The sequence below is a fragment of the Frondihabitans sp. PAMC 28766 genome, from assembly GCF_001577365.1.
Classification (GTDB): Bacteria; Actinomycetota; Actinomycetes; order Actinomycetales; family Microbacteriaceae; genus Frondihabitans.
Map to the genome: position 1 here is coordinate 3,925,826 of NZ_CP014513.1, position 22,867 is coordinate 3,948,692.

At 68.8% G+C, this 22,867-nt stretch carries 23 protein-coding genes, 1 tRNA gene and 2 pseudogenes; 6 read left to right on the top strand and 20 right to left on the bottom strand.

The features are described from left to right. The first annotated feature begins 29 nt into the window (after window positions 1-29). The gene (locus AX769_RS18720) at window positions 30-698 is read left to right on the top strand and encodes an ABC transporter ATP-binding protein (RefSeq protein WP_066282227.1); all 669 of its coding nucleotides are present in this window, start codon (window positions 30-32) and stop codon (window positions 696-698) included. A 75-nt stretch (window positions 699-773) separates the two neighbouring features. Here AX769_RS18720 and AX769_RS18725 read toward each other — a convergent pair whose 3' ends face one another. The 8 genes and pseudogenes from AX769_RS18725 to AX769_RS18755 all read right to left on the bottom strand — a co-directional run bounded on the left by AX769_RS18725 (window position 774) and on the right by AX769_RS18755 (window position 7,891). Then, window positions 774-1,643 (bottom strand): biopolymer transporter Tol, encoded by an 870-nt coding sequence (locus AX769_RS18725; RefSeq protein WP_239451851.1) that lies wholly within the window; start codon window positions 1,641-1,643, stop codon window positions 774-776. Then, window positions 1,643-2,023 (bottom strand): LacI family DNA-binding transcriptional regulator, encoded by a 381-nt coding sequence (locus AX769_RS25480; RefSeq protein WP_369824042.1) that lies wholly within the window; start codon window positions 2,021-2,023, stop codon window positions 1,643-1,645. Before AX769_RS25480 ends, AX769_RS18725 begins: the two co-directional genes overlap by 1 nt. A 74-nt stretch (window positions 2,024-2,097) precedes the next feature. Beyond that, window positions 2,098-2,721, bottom strand: a pseudogene (locus AX769_RS18730) (LacI family DNA-binding transcriptional regulator); the annotation flags it as partial. 22 nt (window positions 2,722-2,743) lie between these two features. Continuing rightward, on the bottom strand, window positions 2,744-3,841 hold the full coding sequence (locus AX769_RS18735) for a Gfo/Idh/MocA family protein (protein ID WP_066282228.1): 1,098 nt from the start codon (window positions 3,839-3,841) through the stop codon (window positions 2,744-2,746). Continuing rightward, window positions 3,826-4,539: a ThuA domain-containing protein gene (locus tag AX769_RS18740; RefSeq protein WP_066282229.1), complete on the bottom strand. Its 714-nt coding sequence runs from the start codon at window positions 4,537-4,539 to the stop codon at window positions 3,826-3,828. Before AX769_RS18740 ends, AX769_RS18735 begins: the two co-directional genes overlap by 16 nt. 104 nt (window positions 4,540-4,643) lie before the next feature. Further along, window positions 4,644-5,537 carry a carbohydrate ABC transporter permease gene (locus AX769_RS18745; protein ID WP_082763935.1) on the bottom strand — a complete coding sequence of 298 codons (894 nt, stop codon included), beginning with the start codon at window positions 5,535-5,537 and terminating at the stop codon, window positions 4,644-4,646. Next, window positions 5,534-6,511 carry a carbohydrate ABC transporter permease gene (locus AX769_RS18750; protein ID WP_066282230.1) on the bottom strand — a complete coding sequence of 326 codons (978 nt, stop codon included), beginning with the start codon at window positions 6,509-6,511 and terminating at the stop codon, window positions 5,534-5,536. The genes AX769_RS18745 and AX769_RS18750 overlap by 4 nt, the downstream gene beginning before the upstream one ends. 69 nt (window positions 6,512-6,580) lie before the next feature. Beyond that, window positions 6,581-7,891, bottom strand: coding sequence for an ABC transporter substrate-binding protein (locus tag AX769_RS18755; protein ID WP_066284015.1), 1,311 nt, complete (start codon window positions 7,889-7,891; stop codon window positions 6,581-6,583). 391 nt (window positions 7,892-8,282) lie between these two features. Here AX769_RS18755 and AX769_RS18760 point away from each other — a divergent pair, with 391 nt between their 5' ends. Then, window positions 8,283-9,476, top strand: a complete 1,194-nt coding sequence (locus AX769_RS18760; RefSeq protein ID WP_066282232.1) for an ROK family transcriptional regulator — start codon at window positions 8,283-8,285, stop codon at window positions 9,474-9,476. A gap of 36 nt (window positions 9,477-9,512) precedes the next feature. After that, window positions 9,513-10,121, top strand: a complete 609-nt coding sequence (locus tag AX769_RS18765) for a YqaJ viral recombinase family protein (RefSeq protein WP_066284022.1) — start codon at window positions 9,513-9,515, stop codon at window positions 10,119-10,121. Window positions 10,122-10,150: 29 nt separating this feature from the next. On the opposite strand, the gene AX769_RS18770 is transcribed toward AX769_RS18765, so the two are convergent. Further along, on the bottom strand, window positions 10,151-10,819 hold the full coding sequence (locus AX769_RS18770; protein WP_066282233.1) for a Pr6Pr family membrane protein: 669 nt from the start codon (window positions 10,817-10,819) through the stop codon (window positions 10,151-10,153). Between the two features lie 134 nt (window positions 10,820-10,953). Here AX769_RS18770 and AX769_RS18775 point away from each other — a divergent pair, with 134 nt between their 5' ends. Continuing rightward, complete coding sequence (locus tag AX769_RS18775; protein WP_239451853.1) at window positions 10,954-11,943, top strand: NADP-dependent oxidoreductase; 990 nt, start codon at window positions 10,954-10,956, stop codon at window positions 11,941-11,943. A gap of 167 nt (window positions 11,944-12,110) precedes the next feature. Here the strand turns inward: AX769_RS18775 and rplA are convergent, their stop codons facing one another. From rplA to AX769_RS18800, 5 genes are all read right to left on the bottom strand, one after another. Beyond that, window positions 12,111-12,800, bottom strand: a complete 690-nt coding sequence (rplA, locus tag AX769_RS18780) for a 50S ribosomal protein L1 (protein WP_066282236.1) — start codon at window positions 12,798-12,800, stop codon at window positions 12,111-12,113. Window positions 12,801-12,890: 90 nt separating this feature from the next. After that, window positions 12,891-13,322, bottom strand: coding sequence for a 50S ribosomal protein L11 (gene rplK, locus AX769_RS18785; RefSeq protein ID WP_066282237.1), 432 nt, complete (start codon window positions 13,320-13,322; stop codon window positions 12,891-12,893). 132 nt (window positions 13,323-13,454) lie between these two features. Next, entirely contained in the window at window positions 13,455-14,438 is a 984-nt protein-coding gene (gene nusG, locus AX769_RS18790) for a transcription termination/antitermination protein NusG (RefSeq protein ID WP_066282238.1), read from the bottom strand. Window positions 14,439-14,538: 100 nt separating this feature from the next. Then, the gene (gene secE, locus AX769_RS18795; protein WP_066282240.1) at window positions 14,539-14,820 is read right to left on the bottom strand and encodes a preprotein translocase subunit SecE; all 282 of its coding nucleotides are present in this window, start codon (window positions 14,818-14,820) and stop codon (window positions 14,539-14,541) included. A gap of 73 nt (window positions 14,821-14,893) precedes the next feature. Continuing rightward, a tRNA-Trp gene (locus tag AX769_RS18800) sits at window positions 14,894-14,966 on the bottom strand. A 169-nt stretch (window positions 14,967-15,135) separates the two neighbouring features. Here AX769_RS18800 and AX769_RS18805 point away from each other — a divergent pair. Then, a pseudogene (locus AX769_RS18805) lies at window positions 15,136-16,358 on the top strand (pyridoxal phosphate-dependent aminotransferase). A gap of 98 nt (window positions 16,359-16,456) precedes the next feature. Here AX769_RS18805 and AX769_RS18810 read toward each other — a convergent pair. From AX769_RS18810 to AX769_RS18820, 3 genes are read right to left on the bottom strand one after another with little or no spacing between them, the layout of a single operon-like run. Continuing rightward, entirely contained in the window at window positions 16,457-17,587 is a 1,131-nt protein-coding gene (locus AX769_RS18810) for a UDP-N-acetylmuramate dehydrogenase (protein WP_082763936.1), read from the bottom strand. Continuing rightward, on the bottom strand, window positions 17,584-18,018 hold the full coding sequence (locus AX769_RS18815; protein WP_066282241.1) for a MaoC/PaaZ C-terminal domain-containing protein: 435 nt from the start codon (window positions 18,016-18,018) through the stop codon (window positions 17,584-17,586). Before AX769_RS18815 ends, AX769_RS18810 begins: the two co-directional genes overlap by 4 nt. Then, complete coding sequence (locus tag AX769_RS18820; RefSeq protein ID WP_066282243.1) at window positions 18,015-18,461, bottom strand: MaoC family dehydratase N-terminal domain-containing protein; 447 nt, start codon at window positions 18,459-18,461, stop codon at window positions 18,015-18,017. The genes AX769_RS18815 and AX769_RS18820 overlap by 4 nt, the downstream gene beginning before the upstream one ends. Window positions 18,462-18,745: 284 nt before the next feature. Between AX769_RS18820 and AX769_RS18825 the strand changes: the two genes are divergently transcribed. Next, window positions 18,746-19,594, top strand: coding sequence for a UbiA family prenyltransferase (locus AX769_RS18825; protein WP_066282244.1), 849 nt, complete (start codon window positions 18,746-18,748; stop codon window positions 19,592-19,594). Window positions 19,595-19,673: 79 nt separating this feature from the next. Here AX769_RS18825 and AX769_RS18830 read toward each other — a convergent pair whose 3' ends face one another. The 3 genes from AX769_RS18830 to AX769_RS18840 are packed head-to-tail and all read right to left on the bottom strand — an operon-like array spanning window position 19,674 to window position 22,811. After that, complete coding sequence (locus tag AX769_RS18830) at window positions 19,674-20,816, bottom strand: NAD(P)/FAD-dependent oxidoreductase (RefSeq protein WP_066282246.1); 1,143 nt, start codon at window positions 20,814-20,816, stop codon at window positions 19,674-19,676. Then, window positions 20,809-21,552, bottom strand: a complete 744-nt coding sequence (locus tag AX769_RS18835) for a class I SAM-dependent methyltransferase (RefSeq protein WP_066282247.1) — start codon at window positions 21,550-21,552, stop codon at window positions 20,809-20,811. Before AX769_RS18835 ends, AX769_RS18830 begins: the two co-directional genes overlap by 8 nt. Then, complete coding sequence (locus AX769_RS18840; protein ID WP_066282249.1) at window positions 21,549-22,811, bottom strand: type III polyketide synthase; 1,263 nt, start codon at window positions 22,809-22,811, stop codon at window positions 21,549-21,551. The genes AX769_RS18835 and AX769_RS18840 overlap by 4 nt, the downstream gene beginning before the upstream one ends. Between the last annotated feature and the right edge of the window lie 56 nt (window positions 22,812-22,867).

Genomic DNA, 22,867 nt, shown 5'->3' on the forward strand with positions numbered 1-22,867 from the left:
CGCTTTCGAGAGACCGACAAAGGACACCCATGTACACCCTCACCGACGTCACCAAGACGTACGTCCAGAAGAAGCGAACCGTCACCGCGCTCAGCAAGGTGAGCCTCGAGATCCCGACTGGCCAGATGGTCGCGATCCAGGGCCCGACCGGCGGCGGCAAGTCGACGCTGCTGCAGATGCTCGGCGCGCTCGACAAGCCCAGCTCAGGCAGCGTCGTGCTCGGTGACAAGCGGGTCTCGGAGCTTCCCGACTCGAAGCTCGCCGACATCCGCGCCACCGAGATCGGCTTCGTGTTTCAGAGCTTCAACCTGATCCCGACGTTGACGGCGGCCGAGAACGTCGAGACGGCGTTCGCCCACTCGTCGCACCCGCGCGACGAGCAGCGCCAGCGCTCGCTCGCGGCCCTCGAGTCGGTCGGGCTCGCCGATCGCGGCGACCACCTGCCGGCCGAGCTCTCGGGCGGTCAGCAGCAGCGCGTCGCAATCGCGCGCGCTCTGGTCAAAGAGCCGCAGGTGCTACTGGCCGACGAGCCGACCGGGGCGCTCGACGAGCAGACCCGCGACGAGATCATGGACCTGCTCGAGGCGCAGTGGCGCGACCGCGGCCTCACCTTCGTCGTCGTCACGCACGACTCGTCGGTGGCGCGCCGAGCCGAGCGGCGCCTCCGCCTCAAGGGCGGCAAGGTCACCGAGGGCTGAGCCGCCGCCCTTCGAGCCTTCAGCCCTGGGGGTAGTCGACGCACGCGAACCGGGTGCTGTCGGGCGACCAGCCGTTCACGTTGATCGTGCCCTGGCCGCCGAAGAGCATGAGCAGCTCGCGCGACGTCGACGCGTCGGGGCACCGTCGGTCAGTTTCAGGATCCTGAGCACGACGTCACGGTTCTCGGGGTGGCCTTCGGTGCCCGCCTCGAAGGCGAGCGAGAGCAGCATCGTGTCGTCGGGCGAGGGGTGCGGAAACCAGTCGACGGTGTCGGTCGCCGTGACCTGCGAGAGCTCCGAGCCGTCGACCCGCATCCGCGCGAGCTGCGAGTGGCCGGGGGCCGTCGTGAAGCGCTCGGTGGTGAACCAGATCCACTCGCCGCCGGGCGAGAACTCGGCCCCGTCGTCCGCGTGCTCGTCGTCGGTGAGGAAGGTCGTCGTGCCGTCGGCGACCGAGACGAGGGCGACGTTCGTCTGCCACGACTCGGGCCCTGCGACCGCGTCGGGCCGAGCGCCGACGATCACCGAGAGGGTCGAGCCGTCGGGCGAGACACCGTGCAGGTAGTTCTTATAGCCGCGGCCCTCCGGGTGATCCTGCGTCACGCGTCGGCCTTCGCCGCCGTCGAACGGCACCTCGTAGAGGTGGCCGTCACGGGCGCTGACGAAGACGACGCTGCCGTCAGGAGCGATGACGTGGTCGTTGTTGATCTCGGCGACTCCGCGCATCTCGACCGGGGTGAGCACCCTGGATCCTGCGCTCACCCCCTCGACCGGCAGCCGCCACAGCCCACCGTCGCCGTTGACGACGAGCCAGCGGCCGTCGGGGCTCCAGTTCGGAGCCTCGACGAGCGTGGTGGCGTTCTCGAACACGACCTCGCTGCGCCCTGACGCAGGGTCGACGAGCAGGATGCGACAGGTCTGGCCGGGCAGGAGGGTGCGGGCCATCAGGCGCCTCTCGTCACGCGTGGCGCCCCGGTACTGCCCCGCACGATGAGGCTGGTGGCGAGCTCCAGACGCGTGGACTTCAGCTGGGGCTCATCGCGGAGGCGCAGCACGAGCCGCGTCGCCTCTTCGGCCATCTCGGTGAGTGGCTGCCGCACCGTGGTGAGCGGCGGCCCGGCCCAGCGGGTCACCTGCAGGTCGTCGTAGCCGACCACCGACACGTCGTCGGGGATGCTCACGTCGATCGACCGGGCGGCCTCGTAGACGCCCATGGCCTGCATGTCGCTCGCGGCGAAGATCGCGGTCGGCCTGTCGGCGCGGCCGAGCAGCGCCAGCGACTGCCGGTATCCGGTCGCCACGTCGAACTCGCCGTAGGGCGCCACGAAGCCGGGGTGTTCGGGACGCCCGCGCCGGCGAGAGCCGCGCGATAGCCCGAGAGGCGAGCGGTGGCCGCCATGAAGAACTCCGGCCCCGGCAGGAAGGCGATCTCGCGATGGCCGAGCTCGATCAGGTGGCGGGTGGCCATGAACCCGCCCATCCAGTTGGCCGAGCCGATCGAGGGCACGTCCGAGGCCGGGTCGCCCTCGGGGTCGACCATCACGAACGGGATGCCGTGGCTCCGCAGCTGGTGCTGGTTGACCTCGGGGATGTCGGAGATCACCAGGATCACGCCGGCCGGCTGCCGCTGCAGCACCCCTTCGATCCAGCTGTCGGCGGGCCGCGTGCGATCCTTCATGCCCGTGACGACGAGACTCAGGCCGCTCTCCCGCGCGATGCGTTCGACGCCGATGACCACCTCGACCATCCACGGGCTGTCGAGCGCGTGGCAGACCAGCTCGAGCAGCGGCGCCGAGGGCGTGGTCGAGTTGCGCCGGTTGTACTGGCGGTCCCGCAGGATCCCCGACACCTTCTGCCTCGTGTCGAGCGAGACTCCGCTGCGGCCGTTGAGCACTTTCGAGACGGTCGAGATCGAGACCCCGGCGGTCTCGGCGACTTCGGAGAGTGTCGCGCGGGCGGCGCTCTCGGCGTCCTCCTGCGCGGTGGTGTGCACGGTGGTCATCGTACTTGCCCTCCCCCTCATGTGTCGTCGAACGCCCGCGGCGCTACCAGGAGTCCGGCGTCGCCTCGAACGGGACGGGCTCCGGGCGGTCGACGGTCGACTCGAGGTCGACGATGCGCTTCTCGGCGCTCGAGCGCAGGATCGCGTCCATCGCCTCGAGCACGTGGTAGGCGAGCTGCCCGGAGGCCCGGTGCGGGCGGTCGGTCTCGATCGCCCGGGCCATGTCGGCCAGGCCGTAGCCGCGGCCTGCATCCTCGTAGCCAGCGGACACCGGCACCTCGTGGAACTCGGGCTCGTCGATGGTGGAGACCTCGACCGCGTCAGAGAACCGGTTGGGGTCGGGCACCGCGAGGGTGCCTTTCGTGCCGTAGACCTCGAACAGCGGCGACCTCGTCGCCCACACCTCGAAGCTGACGGTGAGGGTCGTCGTCACACCGGAGGCGTGCTCGATGAGGGCGGAGACATGCGTGTCGATGTCGACGGGGATCGGCGTGCCCTCGAGCGGCCCGGTCCACACGTGGCGTTCACGAGTCGACCGGGTGGCGAGCCCGGAGACTCTCGTGATCGGGCCGAAGAGCGTGACGAGGCTCGTCAGGTAGTAGGGCGCCATGTCGAACAGGGGGCCGCCGCCGGGCTGGTAGTAGAAGAGCGGCGACGGGTGCCAGCGCTCGTGGCCAGGGGCCGACCAGTGCACCTGCGCCGCGACCGGGTCGCCGATGAGACCCGCGTCGAGCACCTGGCGCGCTGTCTGAATTCCGGTGCCCAGCACCGTGTCGGGGGCGCTGCCGACCCGCAGGCCCTTCTCGGCCGCGAGGTCGAGCATGGGGAGTGCCTCTTCGGGGTCCAACCCGAGCGGCTTCTCGGCGAAGACGTGCTTGCCGGCGGCGAGGGCCTTCATGCCGACCTCGACGTGCGCCGCCGGGATCGTGAGGTTGATCACCGAGTCGATCGAGTCGTCGGCGAGCAGCTCGTCGACGGTGAGGGCGCGCACATCCTGCTCGTCGGCGACCTGCTTCGTGCGAGCGGCGTCGATGTCGGCCACGGCGACGAGCTTCAGCCCGGGCAGCTGCGGCAGGCTCGCGAAGTACTGCTCGGAGATCTTGCCGACCCCGATGATGCCGACGGTCAGCGGGCTGCCCACAGGAGACCCCTTTCGATGATGGTGCGGACGTCGTCGTTCTCGAGGATGTCGACGTGGTGGCCGGGGGTCGTGACGAAGATGCGGCCCTCGCCCCACTGGCGGGTCCAGATCGCAGGGCTCGTCACCTCGCGGTGGAAGGGATCCCAGGGGCGCACCTTCTGGGTCGTGGTCGCGAGCACATCGTTGTAATCGTCGTGAAGCACCCAGTACTGCTCGCTGACGAGGTCGAAGTCCGTCAGCCCCTGCGTGATCGGGTGATCGGCGGCCGCGGCCGTCAGATTCACCGTGTAGGGCACGTAGTTGTCCGACTGCTCGCCGATGCGCTGGTCGGGCGCATTGCCCGGGTGCGTGGCGAACTGGCCGCCCACCATGTGCAGGTAGTCGGAGTTGTTGCGGAAGGAGTCGGCGATGCCGCCGTGCCAGCCGCCGAACCCGGTGCCCTTGATCACGGCATCCTGCAGACCCGCGAACTCCTCCTTCTCGATCGTCGACATCGTGACCGACTGCACGATCAGGTCGACGCCGTCGAGGTAGTCCGTGTCGGCGTAGACGGCGGTGGAGTCTTCGACTCGCACCTCGCCGAAATTCGCTTCGAGGAAGGGGACGAAGAGGTTCGTGGCCTCGACGGGCTGGTGGCCGTCCCACCCGCCCCTCACCACGAGGGCGCGACGGTGAAGGAATTCGTTGGTGTCTGTCATGCGTTGGAGCCCAGTTCTCTGCAAGAGGTGTCACGGGGCGGCCGTCGACCGGATGCCGGTCGACGGCCGCACGTCAAATAAAGCCTTGTTCTGTGTGGTGCCGTCTACCGGCCCGCGAGCGAGCCGCCGATCCCGCCGACCGAGAAGTACCGGTTCAAGAACGAGAACAGGATGATCGGGGGCAGCATCATCACGACGGCGACCGCCATGACGAGACCCCAGTTCGTCGCGTTCTGCTGGAAGAACGTCTCGAGGCCCACGGGGAGGGTGTAGTTCGGGTCGGAGCGGAGGAAGACGAGCGCGATCAGGTAGTCGTTCCAGGCGAGCAGGAACGAGAAGATCGCGGTCGACAGGATGCCCGGCAGCGAGTTGCGCAGCACGATGCGGGTGAACGAGCCGAACAGCGAGGCGCCATCCATCCACGCCGCCTCTTCGAGCGCGATCGGGATCGAGTCGTAGTACGCCGCCATCATCCAGATCGCGACCGACATCGTCGACCCGACGTAGATGATCGTGACGCCGACGAGGTTGTCGACCAGGCCGAACTTCGAGAACAGGATGAACAGCGGGATGACCGCCGAGACCACGGGCAGAGACTGCACGACGAACAGCACCAGCGAGTAACCCGACACCAGCCGGTTCCGGGCCCGCGAGAGCACGTACCCGGCCGGGGCCGCGACGGCGACCGCGATCACCACGGTGACGACGGTGACGGTGAGGCTGTTCTTCAGCCAGGTCAGCACGGCCGTCTGCGAGAAGATGTCGGCGTAGTTCTGCACCGTGAACCCGGTCGCAGTCGACCCGAGCCCGGGTTGGAACGACAGGCCCACCACGGCGATGATCGGTACGAGCACGACGGCCGTGATGATGACGATGAGGGCGAACCGCCACCAGCCGCCTCGCTTGGCCTGATCGGACTGGGAGCGGCGGCGGGGCACCGTGACGCTGCCTTTCGCCTGGTCTTTGACGCGAGCGCGCCGGACGCTGAGGGTGCTCATTCGATGTTCACCTTTCGGATCTGGCGGTACAGCACCACCGAGATGATCACCAGCACCAGCGTCATCAAGAACGCGATCGCGATGCCGGGGCCGGTCTGGAAGTTCTGGAACACCGTGAGGTACGCCAGGACGACCAGCGACTGGGTCGAGTTGACCGGGCCGCCGCCGGTCAGAAGGAAGATGGTCGGGAAATCGTTCACGCAGAAGATCGTCATCAGGATCCACGAGACGAACGTGGTGCGCGAGATCATCGGCATCGTGATGTACCGGAACGTCTTGAACCCACTGGATCCATCGACCTTCGCGGCCTCGTAGACGTTGGTGTCCACCGACGCCAGCGCCGACGACATCATCATCATCATGAACGGGAACGAGATCCACACCTTGAAGATGCACACCACGACCTGAGCGAGCAGCGGGTCGGCGAGGAAGAGCACGTTGCCGAGGCCCAGGTGCGCCGCGATGATCGGCAGCGGCGACTGCGGGGTCGCGACCAGCCAGTTCCAGCTCGTCGCGGAGACGACGACCGGCACGATCCACGGCAGGAGCAGGAGCACCTTGAACAGATTGTTCGCCGGGATGTGCGTGCGCAGCAGCAACGACAGCAGCAGACCCACGATCCACGACCCGAAGACGCCCACCACCGTGAAGATCAGGGTGAACCGCGCCGCCGCCCAGAAGGCCGGCTCGCCGAGGATGTTGGTGTAGTTCTGCAGCCCGACGAAGGCGCCCGAGTCGAGCAGGGTGCCGTTGTGCAGCGACTGGATGAACGCGTAGATGACCGGGTAGAGATTGATCAGAAGCAGCAGGATCAACGACGGGAGGGCGAACGCGAGAAGCGTCCAGGTGCGGGGCCCGAGACGCCGCGACTTGCGCTTCGCCGGCGTGGGGCGGGGCGCGCCCGACCCGGAGCCGGATACACCGACTCCGCGCCGAGCACGCCTCAGGTTTTCAGCGACGCTGTTGGCCGACATTCATCACTCCTTCGTGAGGGCTAAATACCGTGACAGGCGAATCTGTGCCGGCCACGTCGCATCCTGCGGTCAGGACGCCTTGATGGCGTTCTGGAGGGTGGTCAGGGCGTCTTTGGCCGTGACCTTGCCGCCGAGGATCGACTGAGTGAAGGTGGTCATGGCCGGCGTGCCGTCGACGGCGGTGACGCCCTCGAACAGTGCCGAGCCACCGGGGGCGGCCCAGGTCTTCGAGATGGGCTGCCAGTCGCTGATGACCTTGACGGCGTTCTTGTTGGCCTTGAAGCCGGCCGTGTCGGCGATGGACTTCAGCACGGGCAGGCCCACGCCGGTGTTCTTCGTCCACAGCGGCGACATGTTCTTGTAGTAGTACGTGAGGAACGCCTCCGAGCCCTTCTGGCTGGGGGTGTTCTTGTACATCATGATGTTGTTGGGGAAGAAGAGCGCGCCCTTCTTGCCCGACGGGCCGGTCAGCGGGTCGCCTACGAAGAGGTCGGCCGCCTTGGTGCCGCCGACGTTCTGGTCGAGGGCGGCGCCGTCCCAGCCGAAGCCGAACTTCTCGGCCTTCCACTGGGCCTGGACGTTCGCCGACGTGTAGGTCGCCGAGGCCGGGTCGGTGTAGCCCTTCGAGACGAGCTCGAGCATGAAGTCGATCGCCTCGATATTGGCCGAGGTGACGCAGTTGGCCTTCTGGTTCTCGTCGAAGAGGCCGCCGCCGTTGTTGATCATGAAGCTGACCATGATGTGGCTGCCGGTGAAGTTGCCCGAGCCGGAGCCCTGACCCCAGCCGTAGACGCCGATCTTCTTGAGGGCCGCGCAGACGTCGAGGTAGCTCTGCCAGTCGGTGGGCGGCTGGACGCCGGCCTTCGCGAGCAGCGACTTCGAGTACCACGAGACGCGCATGTCGAGGTTGTAAGGGATGGCGGCGTAGCCCTTGTCCGTCTTCATCGTGTCGATGAGGCCCGGCAGGAAGTCGTCGTAGATGCCGTTCTTCTTCCAGCTGTCGAGCAGGTCGTCGGCGTAGGCGATCTTGTTCTGCGCGGCGAACTGGAAGGCCTGCGTGCCACCGCCGGACGAGACGGCCGGGCCGGTGTTCGACGCGATGGCCGACGAGAAGGTCTGGGTGAAGTTCGCCCACTGGATGACCTGGTAGGTGGCCGAGGGCAGGCTGCCGGTCGGCTTGTAGCCGGTGGTGATGGTCTTGTCGAGGGTGTTGAACGTGGTGTTGCCCCAGGGCATGTTCCAGAACTTCAGCGACTTCGAGCTGGAGCCCGATCCGCCGCTGGAGGAGCAGGCCGCCAGGAACGCGACGGCGCCGGCGCCGACCGCGCCGCCGAGAAAGGCGCGACGGCTGAAAGCCGATCCCGTGATGTTGTTTGGCATGGTCAGTGTCCTTCCGCCGGGCAGCACTGCCCGGCTTTTTACTCTTCGTTGAATAAAAACTTTCGAACCATCGTCGCGATGAGAATACGCGGATCTGCTCTGAAAACCACTTTCTGGCATCATCCTCGCCCGTGGATCGAGGCAAGTCAACGTCACCTGGAGGGTGATTCTCGCATCGTTACCGCATTGTGGCGATTCTTTCGGAGGCCAGCAACTTTCCACTAGGTCATAGAAACTTTCTCTGTTGCAAGACGGTCAGACAAGCGGTCGTGCGGGATCGCCCTCGACCGGCTCTCACCTTAGGGGCACTTCTGTCGAGCGTCAAGCAAAAGGTGTCTGACTTTCGACATCTTTGCTCACGCGGCACCCGAAGCTGTGCTTTACTCTCCTCATGTCCGACGCCGCGCGCACGTCTGCCCTCGGCATCACCGGAGCAGGCGACCTGTTCCAGTTGCTCCGCGACGGCGCTCCGCGCACTCGTGCCGAGCTCGCCACGATGACGGGCCTCGCCCGCTCGACGATCGGCCTCCGGCTCGACTCTCTCGCCGACCTCGGCCTGATCGGTCCCGTCGCCGACGCCGTCTCCACCGGCGGCCGACCGCCGTCGCGGATCGCCCTGCTGCCGTCGTCGCGCATCGTCGTCGCCGCCGACCTCGGCGCCAGCCACGCCCACGTCGCCCTGACAGACCTCCTGGGAGACGAGCTCGTCAGCCATCAAGAGCGCCTCGACATCGACCAGGGGCCCGAGGTGGTGCTGACCTGGATGGTCGAGCAGGTCGACGCCCTGCTCACAGTCCTCGGCCGCGACCGGAACGACCTCATCGCCGCCGGCATCGGGCTGCCCGGCCCGGTCGAGTTCTCGACCGGCCGCCCCGTGAACCCGCCGATCATGCCCGGCTGGGACGACTTCGACGTGCCCGGCTGGGTGCAGCAGCACATCGACGTGCCCGTCTACGTCGACAACGACGTCAACATCATGGCCCTCGGCGAACGCACGCACTCCTGGCCCGACGTCGACCACCTCTTCTTCCTCAAGGTCGCGACCGGCATCGGCTCGGGGATCATCTCGGGCGGCCGTCTGCAGCGCGGCGCCCAGGGCATCGCCGGCGACATCGGCCACATTCCGGTGGCGCGCGGGCAGGGTATCCAGTGCCGCTGCGGCAACACGGGCTGCCTCGAGGCCGTCGCCTCCGGGCCCGCCATCGCCGCGGCCCTCCGCGCCGACGGCATCGATGCGACCTCAGGATCCGACGTGGTCGAGCTCGTCCGGCGCGGAGACCTCGACGCCGTGCGAGCCGTCCGGCAGGCCGGGCGCGACATCGGCGAGGTGCTCACCACCTGCGTCAACCTCATCAACCCCTCGGTCATCGCGATCGGCGGCTCGATGTCGGAGGCCGGCGAGCACCTGCTCGCAGGCGTCCGCGAGGTCGTCTACTCCCGCTCGATGCCGCTGGCGACCGAGCACCTGACAATCGTGCAGTCTCGGGCAGCCGATCGCGCCGCGATCCTGGGGGCCAGCATGCTGGCGATCCATCACGCGCTCTCGCCCGAGAGCCTCGACTCGCTGGCCGCCGCAGTCGTCTGAGCCACCCGACTGAGCGACAATGGTCGGGTGACCCTCGTGCAGCCGACTCTCTCCCTGTGGGACGAGCCGTCGCCCTCTGCTCGTCACACCGACCGGATCCTGGCCGACTCGACGGACCGCGTCGCGTGGCTGCGAGCCCGCAGCCGCGGAATCACGGCCACCGATGTCGCCCGGCTCTCGAGCGCCGCCGCCGTGCAGGCGATCGTGCTCGAGAAGCGCTACGGCTCGAGCTTCTCGGGCAACGCCTACACCGACCACGGCCGGGCCCGCGAGCCCGACATCGCCGCGTGGGTGAAGACGCACCACTCGATCGAGCCCAGCACGAAGCTCTTCCACGCCCGAGGCCAGAAGCTGCACCTCGCGACGCCCGACGGGGTGGGCGAACTCGCCGACGGCACCGTCGTGCTCGCCGAGATCAAGACCACGTCGAAGGTGTGGCGCGGCATCCCCCGCTCGTACCTACGGCAGGTGTGGTGGCAGCAGTACGTGCTCGGCGCCGAGCGCACGCTCGTCGTCTGGGAGCAGCACGTCGACTTCGTGCCCGTGGCCGCCGAGCCGCTCTGCCGGTGGGTCGAGCGCGACGACGACCAGATCCAGCAGCTGATCTTCCTCGCCGACCAGGTGCTCGACGCGCTCGCCTCTTAGTCGGTCGCCTGCGAGGGCGCGCTCGCCTCTCAGACGGTCGCCTGGCTCGACTTTCGTCGCGCGACCTCGCGCGGGTCGACGGGCAGGTGCAGCGGGTCGACGAGATGCAGGCGGCTCAGCCAGATGACGAGCGCGCTCATGGCGGCGACGAAGACCGCGATCACGAGGCAGTAGAGCAGCACGGCACCCCAGCCGATCGTCACCGTGTTCAAGAACGGATACGGCACGAAGCTCTGCCCGCGCGCCAGGGTCGCGATGAGCCAGACGATCGGGTAGATCAGGAAGAACCAGAGGCGACGCCACGGGATCGCCGCGTGGTCGCCCAGCAGCACCCACTCGACGATCGCGATGATCGGCACGACGCGGTGCAGGATGTCGTTCGACCACGCCACGTTGAAGTCGCCGAGCGGCTGATTGGCGAGGATCAGGTTGTAGACGATGCCGGTCGTCGCCATGTAGGTGACGGTCGCACCTCGAGCGACGACGAGCCACGGCGGCGATGCCATGGCGGTCAGACTCACGGCGGCGGTCAGCGCGAACGTGCCCGCGATCAGCAGATTGCTCTGGATCGTGAAGAAGCCGAAGAAGTTGAAGAAGAAGAACGAGGGGGCCAGCACGCTCCGCATCAGCTGGCCGACCACGGCCACGATGATGAGGACGGCGACGGCGAGCCGGAGACCGGCGAAGAGATATCTCACGATCGTCAGCGTACCGATAGTTTCGACAGCCTTGACACTCCCGAAACACATCCGACTCACGGCCCCCGTTTACTGAGAGCGCGGCCGATCACGGATCAGCGGTCGCAGTCCCGAACGATGGAAGGCCTTCGACGATGACGACCACGACCGAGAGGCCGACCATGACCCCGACCATGCGAGCCATGGTGATCACCCAGAACGGTGGACCGGACGTTCTCACACCCGCAAAGATCCCGACGCCACGGAGGCGGGGGTCGGAGATCCTGATCCGCGTGGCCGCCGCCGGCGTGAACCCGTTCGACGTCGATGCGCGAGCGGGACGGGTCGGATCGTGCGGCAGCCCCGAGCTGCCCGCAGTGCTCGGGTGCGACTTCAGTGGCACCGTGGTCGAGAGCCCCTACGCGGCGTTCCCGCTGAAACCCGGCACCGAGGTCTACGGAGTAGCGTCCGTGCCGCGGTCGGCCGGCACCTACGCCGAGTACGTCAGCGTGCCCCTGCTGTCGGTGACGCGCAAACCCAAGTCGCTCTCGCACGTCGAGGCGGCAGCCGTACCCCTCGCGGCTCTCACCGCCTGGGGCCTCGTCGTCGACGTCGCCAAGGCCCACGAGGGCCAGCGCATCCTGGTGCACGCGGGCGCCGGCGGGGTCGGGCACTTCGTGGTGCAGTTCGCCGCGTACTTCGGCGCCCACGTCATCGCCACCGGGTCGTCGCGGAACGCCGACTGGCTCACCGAGCTCGGCGCCTCCGAGGTCATCGACTACACGCAGAGTCTCTTCGAAGAGGCGACCGTCGGTGTCGACGTCGTCATCGACCTGGTCGACGACGACGAGGTCGCGCTTCGCAGCGTGCGCGTCCTGCGCCTGGGCGGCCTCCTGGTGCACGTGCCGACCTGCGAGGTGCCCGGGCTGCAGGATCTCTGCGACTCGGTCGGGGCGCGCCTGACGGGTTACGAGGTGGCCCCCGACGCCACTTGCCTGGCGATCATCGCGCGCCTTCTCGACTCCGGCGACGTTGCCGTGTACGTGGACGACGTCTACGACCTCGAGGACGTGGCCGACGCGCACCGCCTGCTCGCGAAGGGCCACACGCGGGGCAAGCTGGTGCTCAAGATCACCGACGAGTAGCCCCTCCCTCCCCCGTTCTACCTATCGGTGCGGCTTTCCCGGGCAGAAACTTCCTGTCGCGAGGGCGCTACCTATAGGTAGAACGGAGGAGGAGGGGGCGGGGGGGACGGCGGAAGGCCCGCACCTCCGGGGAGGTGCGGGCCTTCGTGTAGCGCCGAGCGGTGTTGTTACAGGGCGTTGATGTCGAGGGGGATGCCCGGGCCGAACGTAGTCGAAACGGTGCCCTTGGTGATGTAGCGGCCCTTCGACGAGGACGGCTTGAGACGCACGACCTCTTCGAGAGCGGCGTCGATGTTCTCGTTGAGCTGTTCGAACGAGAAACCCGCCTTGCCGACGACGAAGTGCACGTTGGAGTGCTTGTCGACGCGGAACTCGATCTTGCCGCCCTTGATGTCGTTCACAGCCTGAGCGACGTTCGGGGTGACGGTGCCGGTCTTGGGGTTCGGCATGAGGCCGCGGGGCCCGAGGACCTTGCCGAGACGACCGACCTTGCCCATGAGCTCGGGGGTCGAGACGGCGGAGTCGAACGACGTGTAGCCGCCCGCGACCTTCTCGATGAGCTCGTCGCCACCGACCTCGTCGGCACCGGCGGCGAGGGCGGCCTCGGCCGCAGCACCCGTCGCGAAGACGATGACGCGGGCGGTCTTGCCGGTTCCGTGAGGCAGGATGACCGTGCCACGCACCATCTGGTCGGCCTTGCGGGGGTCGACGCCGAGCTTCAGCGCGACCTCGACGGTCGAGTCGAACTTCTTGGAGCCGGTCTCGCGGGCGACGGCGACGGCCTCGCTCGGAGTGTAGAACTTGCCTGCCTCGATCTTCTCGGCAGCGGCGCGGTACGCCTTGGACTTCTGAGCCATGTGAAATCTCCTGATTTCGAGAGCGTGGTTACGAGCCTGGCCGGCTCTCCCACTGGATGTCTGTGAGTGTCGTGCGGTAGTCGGGAAGGACTACGCGTCGACGGTGATGCCCATCGAACGGGCGGTGCCGGCGATGATCTTCGCCGCGGCGTCGATGTCGTTGGCGTTGAGGTCGGCCTGCTTGGTCGTGGCGATCTCGCGGACCTGCTCCTGCGTCAGCTTGCCCACCTTGACGGTGTGCGGCGTCGGGGACCCCTTGGCGAGGCCGGCGGCCTTCTTGATGAGCTCGGCGGCCGGGGGCGTCTTCAGGATGAACGTGAACGAACGGTCTTCGTAGACGGTGATCTCGACGGGGACGACGTTGCCGCGCTGCGACTCGGTCGCCGCGTTGTACGCCTTGCAGAACTCCATGATGTTCACGCCGTGCTGACCCAGGGCCGGGCCGATGGGCGGAGCGGGGTTCGCGGCGCCGGCGTTGATCTGAAGCTTGATCAGACCTGTGACCTTCTTTTTCGGTGCCATTTCTGTTTCCTTCTTGTGGGGTTCGAACTCACGGCGGTTGCCGCACGCTCTCCCGGTTACGAGCGGACCCGAAAACCGGTGGTATGTAAAAACTTTGGTGCAGACCGGGTGGACACCGGCTGCAAACGGGCGCTAGAGCTTGGTGACCTGGTCGAAACTGAGCTCGACCGGCGTCTCGCGTTCGAACAGCGAAACGAGCACCGTGAGCTTACCCGATTCGGGCTTGATCTCGCTGATCGTCCCGGGAAGACCCGCGAACGAGCCCTCCTTGATGGTGATGGTCTCGCCGATCTCGAAGTCGACCTCGGCCGGGATGACTCGCTGGGCCGCCTTGCCGCCCTTCGCCGAGCCCTTGGCGGCGGGTGCCGCCTCCTGCACCTGCACGAGGCTCTTCAGCATGTTGAAGGCCTCTTCGAAGCGCAGCGGTGTCGGGTTGTGGGCGTTGCCCACGAAGCCGGTGACACCGGGAGTGTGACGGACGACCGACCAGGAGTCTTCGTTGAGGTCGATGCGGACGAGCACGTATCCGGGGATGCGGACGCGGGTGACGAGCTTGCGCTGGCCGTTCTTGATCTCGACGACGTCTTCCATCGGGACTTCCACCTGGTAGATGTAGTCCTCCATGGTGAGCGACACCATGCGGTTCTCGATGTTCTGCTTCACGCGGCGCTCGAAGCCCGCGTACGAGTGGATGACGTACCACTTGCCGGGCTTGCCGCGCAGCTCGTAGCGGAAGGCCTCGTAGGGGTCGACCTCGGCCTCTTCGGCCTCGCCGTCGACAGCCTCGCCGTCGACAGCCTCCTCGTCGGCCTCGTCGATGGTCGCCTCGACGGCGGCCTCGGCCTCGTCGACGCTGTCGATCTCGAGCGCGTCCTCGACGACGGCATCGGCCTGCTCGTCCTTCGCCTCGTCGAGGCTGTCGAGCAGCTCGTCGAGGTTGGTCGGTGCGTCGGTGCCCACGGCGTCGGTGGTGTCGATCTCGAGCGCCTCCTGCTCGGCGGGCTCGACCGACTCCTCGTCGGCGGTCTGCGTCGCGCCCTCCTGGGCCTCTTCGACCTCGGAGGACTGCTCGGCAGCGGTGGCGAGGTCGATGTCGTCGCGCTCGTTCTTGGGCAAGGGTTCTTCTTCCGTTGGAATGGGGGCGGGCTGTCGGGCGATGCCGTGACCGCGGGGCTGATCAGCGGCCGGTGCGGACGGCCGTGGGCCGGGATCGGAACTACGAGGCGTTGACGCCGTTTCCGAAGACGTACTGCACGACGAACCCGAAGAGCGTGTCGAGGCCGAAGACCAGAGCCATCATGATGACGACGAAGACGAGCACGACCCCTGTGAAGCCGAACAGCTCTTTGCGGGTCGGTGTGACGACCTTCTTCAGCTCGTTGATGACCTGGCGGATGAACAGCGCGATGCGCGCGAAGCGACCACGACGCACGGCGCCGTCGGCCCTCGCGATCGCAACGACGTCCTCGCTGGGAACGTCTACGTCTTTTCTCGCCACTGGGGTTACCTTCCGAGCTTCTGCGCCTGATTGGCGCAGGTCCAGTTCGCACACTGCGTGCGAACACGGGCTGCAGGGCGGACAGGACTTGAACCTGCAACCTGCGGTTTTGGAGACCGCTGCTCTACCAATTGAGCCACCGCCCTTTGGATGCGGAACCATTCACAGACCACTTCGACCGCACCCTGCACGGACATGGAAAGACCTGGTGGATTCCACCACCGCAGACAAGTGTAGGTGACCGGCCCTGAGCAAGTCCAGTTAGGCCCAACCGGCCTGTCGTGTTAGGGGGGCCTCTTCGGTAGGCTCGTTGCCGTGAACAGCCCGGCCCCCACTGCAGCCCAGACCCACCAGCGCCTCTCCTCGCGGATCGCCGCCATCGCCGAGTCCGCGACCCTGAAGGTCGATGCCAAGGCCAAGGCCCTGCAGGCCGAGGGCAAGCACATCATCAGCTATGCGGCCGGCGAGCCGAACTTCGCCACCCCCGAGCACATCGTCGAGGCCGCCGTCGTCGCAGCCCGCGACCCCAAGAACCACCGCTACACGCCGGCCGCGGGCCTCCCCGACCTCCGCCAGGCCATCGCCGAGAAGACGCTGCGCGACAGCGGCACGCCGGTCACGGCGAGCCAGGTGATCGTCACGAACGGCGGCAAGCAGGCCGTTTACCAGTCGTTCGCCGCGATCGTCGACGAGGGCGACGAGGTGATCCTGCCGACCCCGTACTGGACGACGTATCCCGAGGCGGTCAAGCTGGCCGGCGGTGTGCCCGTCGACGTGTTCGCCGGGGCCGACCAGGGCTATCTGGTCACCGTCGAGCAGCTCGAGGCGGCTCGCACCGAGCGCACGAAGGTGCTGCTCTTCGTCTCCCCTCCAACCCGACCGGCGCCGTGTACTCCGAAGAGCAGACGCGGGCCATCGGCGCGTGGGCGCTCGAGCACGGCATCTGGGTGATCACCGACGAGATCTACCAGAACCTCGTCTACGACGGCGTGAAGGCCGTCTCGATCACACAGGCGGTGCCGGGGCTCGCCGACACGGCGATCCTGGTGAACGGCGTGGCCAAGACCTACGCGATGACGGGATGGCGCGTGGGCTGGATGATCGCGCCCGCCGACGTCACCAAGGCGGCCTCGAACCTGCAGTCGCACCTGTCGTCGAACGTGTCGAACATCTCGCAGCGAGCGGCCCTGGCCGCCCTCACCGGGTCGCAGGCATCGGTCGAGACGATGCGCCAGGCCTTCGACGAGCGCCGCAAGACGATCGTCGCCGAGCTCAACAAGATCGACGGTGTCACGACGCCGACGCCCGAGGGCGCGTTCTACGTCTACCCCGACGTGACCGGCCTGCTCGGCCGCGAGTGGGGCGGCGTCACGCCGACCACGTCGCTCGAGCTCGCCGACCTGATTCTCGACCAGGCCGAGGTGGCCACGGTGCCCGGCGAGGCCTTCGGCCCCAGCGGCTACCTGCGCCTCTCGTACGCGCTCGGCGACGACGACCTGCTCGAGGGAGTGCACCGCCTCCAGAAGCTGTTCCGCTAAACCCTCGGGGCCGGCGTGCGCGCAATGCCTAGGCATTGCGCGTGCGCCGCCGGCGGGGGTTTCAGCGTCAGCGTGCGCCGCCGGCGGGGGTTTCAGCGTCAGAGGGAGACGCCGAGCAGGATGGGCTCGGGGCGGAGGACCACGCCGAACTCCGCGGCCACACGGCTCTGCACGTAGCGCGCGAGCTCGGCCACGTCGGCCGCAGTCGCGCCGCCGCGGTTCGTGATCGCGAGCGTGTGCTTCGATGAGATGGCCGCACCCGAGCCCGGCAGGTGGAAGCCGCGCGCGATGCCGGCGCGCTCGATCAGCCACGCGGCGCTGAGCTTGACGTCGGCGGGCTCGTACGCCGGGGGCGGTGCAGGCGGTGAGCCGAGGGGCACCGCGACGTCCGCTGCCTCCGGCGCCGTCTGCCAGCGCGGTGCGTCGGCGGGCACGCCCTCGAGCGCTGAAGGCGGCACGATCGGGTTCGTGAAGAACGAGCCGCTCGAATACGTGTCGCGATCGGCAGGATCGAGCACCATGCCCTTCGAGGCGCGCAGCTCGAGCACACGTCGGCGCGCGTCCGCAAGCGGCACCCGTGCGCCGAGCTCGACGCCCAGGGCTGCGGCGAGCTGCGCGTAGGCGACCGGCGCCGATTCACCCGAGGTGTCGCCGAGCTCGAGCTCGACGGCCACGATCACGCCCGACCGGGCGGGCACGCCCGAGGCGGCCGGATCGTGAGTGCTCGCCTTGAAGACGCTGGTGCGGTAGCCGAGGCTCAGATTCGCGGCCGGCACGCGCACGAACTCGCCGGTGTCGGCATCGAGGAAGTCGACCCCGACGAGGCTCGACGCGACCTCCTGGCCGTAGGCGCCGATGTTCTGCACCGGGGCAGCGCCGGTCGAGCCGGGGATTCCGCTCAGCGCCTCGATGCCCGACCAGCCGTGCTCGACGGCGAATGCGACGAGGGCGTCCCAGGGCTCTCCGGCCGCGACACGAAGCCGCACCCTCTGGGCATCCTGCGACAGGACCTCGACGCCTCGCGTGGCCACCCGGATCACGGTGCCCTCGAAGCCCTCGTCGCTCGCCACGAGGTTCGACCCGCCGCCGAGCACGAACCACGGCTCGTCGGAGGCGAACGCCCCGCGCGCCGCAGCGAGCAGCTCGTCGCCCGTGGTCGCCGTGATCAGGCGGTCGGGCGACCCACCCACCTGCATCGTGGTGAGCTCGGCAAGCGGGGTGGTGGTCACGCCCAGGCCACTCGCACCTGGGCCTTGCCGAGCACGGTCTGGCCGTCGAACGTGACGGTGAGGTCGACACGCGCCGTGCGGGCCTCGGTGTCGAGCTGGCCGAGCTTCGCAACGATCGACAGCTCGGCGCCGGTGGTCGCATCGACCGGCACGGGTCGGGTGAAGCGGACCTGGTAGTCGCTCACCCAGCCGCCGGCGCCCGGTGCCTCGTCGGACGCGAGCCAGTCGACGACCGGCTGCACGGCGACGCCCATGGTCAGCATGCCGTGGGCCAGCACCCCGGGCAGGCCGACCGACTGCGCGATGTCGTCGCGGTAGTGGATCGCGTTGAAGTCGCCGGACGCCCCGGCGTAGCGCACGAGCGAGTCACGGGTGAGCACGAGGGTCTTCTCGGCGACGACGGCGCCGACCTCGAGGGTGGCCGCGCTCATTCGTCGCCTCGCACGACGAGGGTGGAGATCGCGGTGACGACGTGCTCGCCGGCCTCGTCGACCATGACCGACTCGGCCGTGACCATCGAGTGGCCGCCGAGCGTCTTGACGCTTGCGACGTTCAGCGTGGCCGTCAGCTCGTCGCCGGCGACGATGGGGCGCGAATACGTGAAGCGCTGGTCGCCGTGGACGACGCGCGCGAAGTCGATGCCGGCGTCGGGCTCGTGCAGCAGCTGCTCGAGCGTCTGCTCTTGCACGACGATGGCGAAGGTCGGCGGGGCGACGACGTCACCGAACCCGGCCGCGCGGGCGGCCTCCGGGTCGAGCGAGAGCGGGCTCTCGGACCGCGTGGCTCGCGCGAATTCGCGGATCTTCTCGCGGCCGACGAGGTAGGGGCTGACGGGCGGAAAGGACCGCCCCACGAGGTCGGGGTTCACTGGCACGCCCGAAAGTCTATGGCGTCGGGGCCGAGCCCTCCTGTCCGTCCAGCGCTCTGTGGACAACACCCCTGTTCAGGGCCGATTCAGCGGCGTAGTATCGCGCTCGCGTCTGGGATGGTAACTCGACGTGAGCAGCCGTTCTGACGGCGACGCAGATCAAACCCGGGTTCTGATCCGCCACGGGCTCTCCCTCAAGGAGCCCACGGGTGCGACGTCGTCCGGTTGCAAGAAGGGCGGCCCTCGCCGGGAGACTCGGCGGGGGCCGTTCCTGCACCTAAGCTGATGCGATGCTCACCCGGGCGAGGGATCTCGCACTCTCGTCGCATCCGGGGCCCACCCTGGCCGTGACCGTGTTGTCGGCGTTGCTCGCCGTCTCGCTCGGCTACGAGCCCGCGCGGTGCGTCGTGATCGCCATCGCGATCCTGCTCGGTCAGCTCTCGATCGGCTGGTCGAACGACTGGATCGACGCCGGGCGCGATCGGGCGAGCGGCCGGCTCGACAAGCCCGTGGCCGCAGGCCGCGTCTCACGCCGTCTCGTCGCGCGGGCGGCGGTGTCGGCGTTCGTGATCGGCATGGCCGTGTCGATCTCGCTGGGGCGCGCCGCCGCGATCTGCCACTTCGTGCTGGTCGCCTCGGGGTGGGCGTACAACCTCGGTCTCAAGCGCACCGCGCTGTCGGTTGCGCCTTTCGTCGTGAGCTTCGGGCTGCTGCCCGACGTGGTGACGTTCGCCGGTGTGCACGGCGTCGTGGCCGCACCGTGGGCGACGGCTGTCGGCGCGGTGTTCGGCGTCTCGATCCACTTCACGAACGTGCTGCCCGACCTCGCCGACGACAACGCGACCGGAGTACGCGGGCTCCCCCACCGGCTCGGTGCGCGCACCTCCGGCCTCGTCGCGTTCGGAGCCCTCATCGTCGCTGCGATCCTCGTCCTCGTGGGGCCTCTGGTGCAGGATCCCGGCAGCTCGGTGACCGTGGCCTCGGTCGCCGGTCTCGTGGTCGCCCTGGCGATCGCCGCGGTCGGTTCGCGGCTCGTGCTCACCCGGCCGCCCGATCGCATGCTCTTCCGTCTCGTGATCCTGGCGTCGCTCGTGATCGCGGTCGAACTCGTGCTGAGCGGGACGCGACTCGCGGGCTGAGCGCTCGCGGGCTGAGCGCTCGCGGTCTGAGCGCTCGCGGTCTGAGCGCTCGCGACCTCTGGGCTGCCGGGCCGAGGCCTCAGCCGCGGCTCATCGCATAGGTGCGGGCGAGGAGATGCTTGGCAGGGCTCGCCAGCGCGAGGCCGAAGCCGAAGTCGCGCGCGGCCTTCTTGAGGCCCGAGCTCGGCCGACCCATCGACATGTTCGCCTCGGCCTGCCGGGCGGCACGCCACGCAGCCTTCAGGCGGTCGGCCTCGAACGTCTCGAGGGCCGCAGTGTCGACGCGGTCACGCTCGATGCCGGCGACGAGCAGGGGGGCGAGCGCGTCGGCGTCGAGCCAGCCCAGGTTCATGCCCTGGCCGCCGATCGGGCTGATCTCGTGGGCGGCGTCGCCGATCAGCACGACGCGGCCGCGGACGAGCCGCTCGGCCATGCGGCGCCTCGTGGCGAAGGCGCTCACGCCGGTGCCGGTCGCGGCGTCGGGGGTGATGCCGATCCGCTGCCCGATCAGGGCCGCCACGGTCTCGGGCGTCGGGCGGGCCATCGCCTGCTCGGTACGGATCACGAAGCGCCGCCGCCCCGCCGGCAACGGGAACGACTCGACGACTCCCGCCGACTCGAGGTGCACGACGGCGTCGTCGCCGTCGCCGGTGTCGTCGCGGAAGTCACCCATCACGAACGGCGCGTCGTAGGCCTGCAGTGACGCAGTGATGCCGAGCAGGTGTCGAACGGCGCTGCGAGGGCCGTCCGCTCCGACCACGAAGCGCGCCACCTCGAAGACGTCGACCCCGTCGACTCGCCCGTGCAACCGCACCCGGTCGGGCTGCACGTCGTCGAGGGCGAGCAACTCGACACCCTTCTGCAGGGCGCCGGGCGCGAGAGCCTCGAGGCGCCCCTCGACGAGGGCCTGGGTCACGAACTGCGGCAGCGACGCGACGAACGGGAAGCGGTCGGAGACGCGCGCGAACGAGACGGAGCCCAGCGTACGACCGCCGGTGCGTGCGATCCCGCGTCGGATCTCAACGGCCCGCTCGACCACCTGCTCGGCGATGTCGATGCGGGTGAACGACTCGAGGGCGGGCGGGTGGACGCCGATCGCGCGTGACGATGGCGGCGTGGTGCGGCGCTTCTCCCACACGGTCACGTCGAGGCCGCGCTCGGCCAGGAGGGCTGCGAGGAAGGCTCCGACCGGGCCTCCGCCGATCACGACGACGTCACGCACGGCGGGCCTCTCGCGCCGGTTCGTGCCGGCGCGCAGGCTCGAACGTCAGCAGCACGCGGAAGGGGCCCTGACGCTCCACCCTCCAGCCGGCGGGCACGACGGCCTGCAGCTCGGCCGGGCGATAGCTGCGACGGATGGAGAGCAGCCCGTCGTCGTGGATGAACGAGCCGCGGAAGGTCCCCGTCGTGGCCACCCGGTAGGCGCCGTAGGCCACCCGGCCTCGCGCGATGTCACCGTGGACCACGAGCCCCACGGCCAGCCTCTCGCTGTCGTGCAGCAGCCCCTCGAGGGCCTCGGTGTCGAGATGATGCACCACGTGGTTCGAGATGACGAGGTCGAAGACGCGCCCCGCGGCAACGAGATCGCGACTCGCCGTCCGCTCGAAGGTCAGGCACGGCACCGGGGGCTGCGACATCGCGAAGTCGTGAGCCCTGGCATCCGGGTCGACGCCCGTCACCTTCAGGCGCAGGCCGTCGCGGCGGGCCCAGGACGCGAGAGACCTCGCCACGTCTCCCCCACCGCAGCCGACGTCGAGGAGGGTGGCGGGGCGGCCGGTCTCGCGCTCGCGCTGCCGGATCAGGGGGCGCAGCCGGCGCACATAGGTCGAGCGCCAGCCCGACACGAGCCGGTTCACGAGCGCGAAGTGCTGGTACGTGCGGCGGAGGGCGTCCGGATCGCAGGCGGGGTCGTCCATCAGCTCGAGAGCCGCGGTCTCGCGCTGCGACAGATCGATCATGCGCGGGCGGTCTCACGTTCAGGCTCGCGGTCCTCCACCAGCTCGTCGGCGGGCGCAGGATGCGACGGGGCCGGGATCAGCGTCATGAGCGCGCTCTCGACGGTGAGACCCGGGCCGAACGCGACCGCTCCGACGCCCTCGGGTGCGGCGCCCTCGACCGCGGCGGCTTCGTCGAGCAGGCGCTTCAGCACGAACAGCACCGTCGCACTCGACATGTTGCCGTAGTCACGCAGGACACCGCGCGACGCCTCGAGCTGCTCGTCGGAGAGCCCCAGCGCCGTCTGCACGCGGTCGAGGATGCTGCGCCCGCCCGGGTGGATCGCCCACCGCTCGACCTCGACGGCCGGGGCTCCGTCGAGGAGCGGCGCGAGAGCCGAGCCGACGTTCTGCTCGACGATGCGCGGCACGTAGCTCGACAGCGTCATGTCGAAGCCTCGGTCGCCGATCGTCCACGCCATCTCGGCCTCGCCCTCGGGCACGACGATCGTCTCGAAGGCGTCGAGGCGGAGGACAGGGCAGGCCGACTCGAGGCTGCGGGTTGGCTCGAGACCGAGGGCCGTTGCGGCAGCCGGGGCCGCCTCTGCGGCGGCCGACGCACGCTCGGCGTCGTCGGCGGTGACGATCGCGGCGGCGGCGCCGTCGGCGAAGACCGACGCGGCGACGATCGAGTCGGGGTCGTCGTCGACGTGGAGGTGCAGCGAGCAGAGCTCGACGCTGACGACGAGCACGACGGCGGTCGGGTCGGCCCGACAGAACTGGTCGGCCATGCGCAGCGCCGGGAAGGCGCCGTAGCAGCCCATGAAGCCGAGATGGAAGCGCTGCGTCGACGGCGCGAGACCGAGCTCGCGCACCAGCACGTAGTCGGGGCCGGGGGCGAAGAACCCCGTGCACGAGACGGTCACGACGTGGGTGACGTCGGCCGCGGTGAGGCCAGGGGCACTTTCGAGGGCGCGACGCGCCGCGTCGACGAGCAGCGGCTTGGACTGCGCGACGTAGGCGTCGTTGCGGGTCTTGGTGCCGGGATCTTGCACCAGGCCGGTCGTGGCGTCGAAGAACGCAGGATCCGGCGTGGTCGCCCCCACCGCGAACTCTTCGAGCACGACGTGGCGGGTCTCGATGGCCGAAGCGTCGAAGGCGGCGGTCACGAGGCGCTTGCCCAGCCGGCCGTAGGCGGGCTGCGACGCGAGAAGGTCGCGGAACTGCTGCTGCGCGATGACCGTCGGCGGCAGCGCCGTCTCGATGGAGCGGATCACGACCATGCGTCATGCTAGCTCTCGCCCCTGCGCGCACGCCCGATCGGGGTACCCGAGCACTG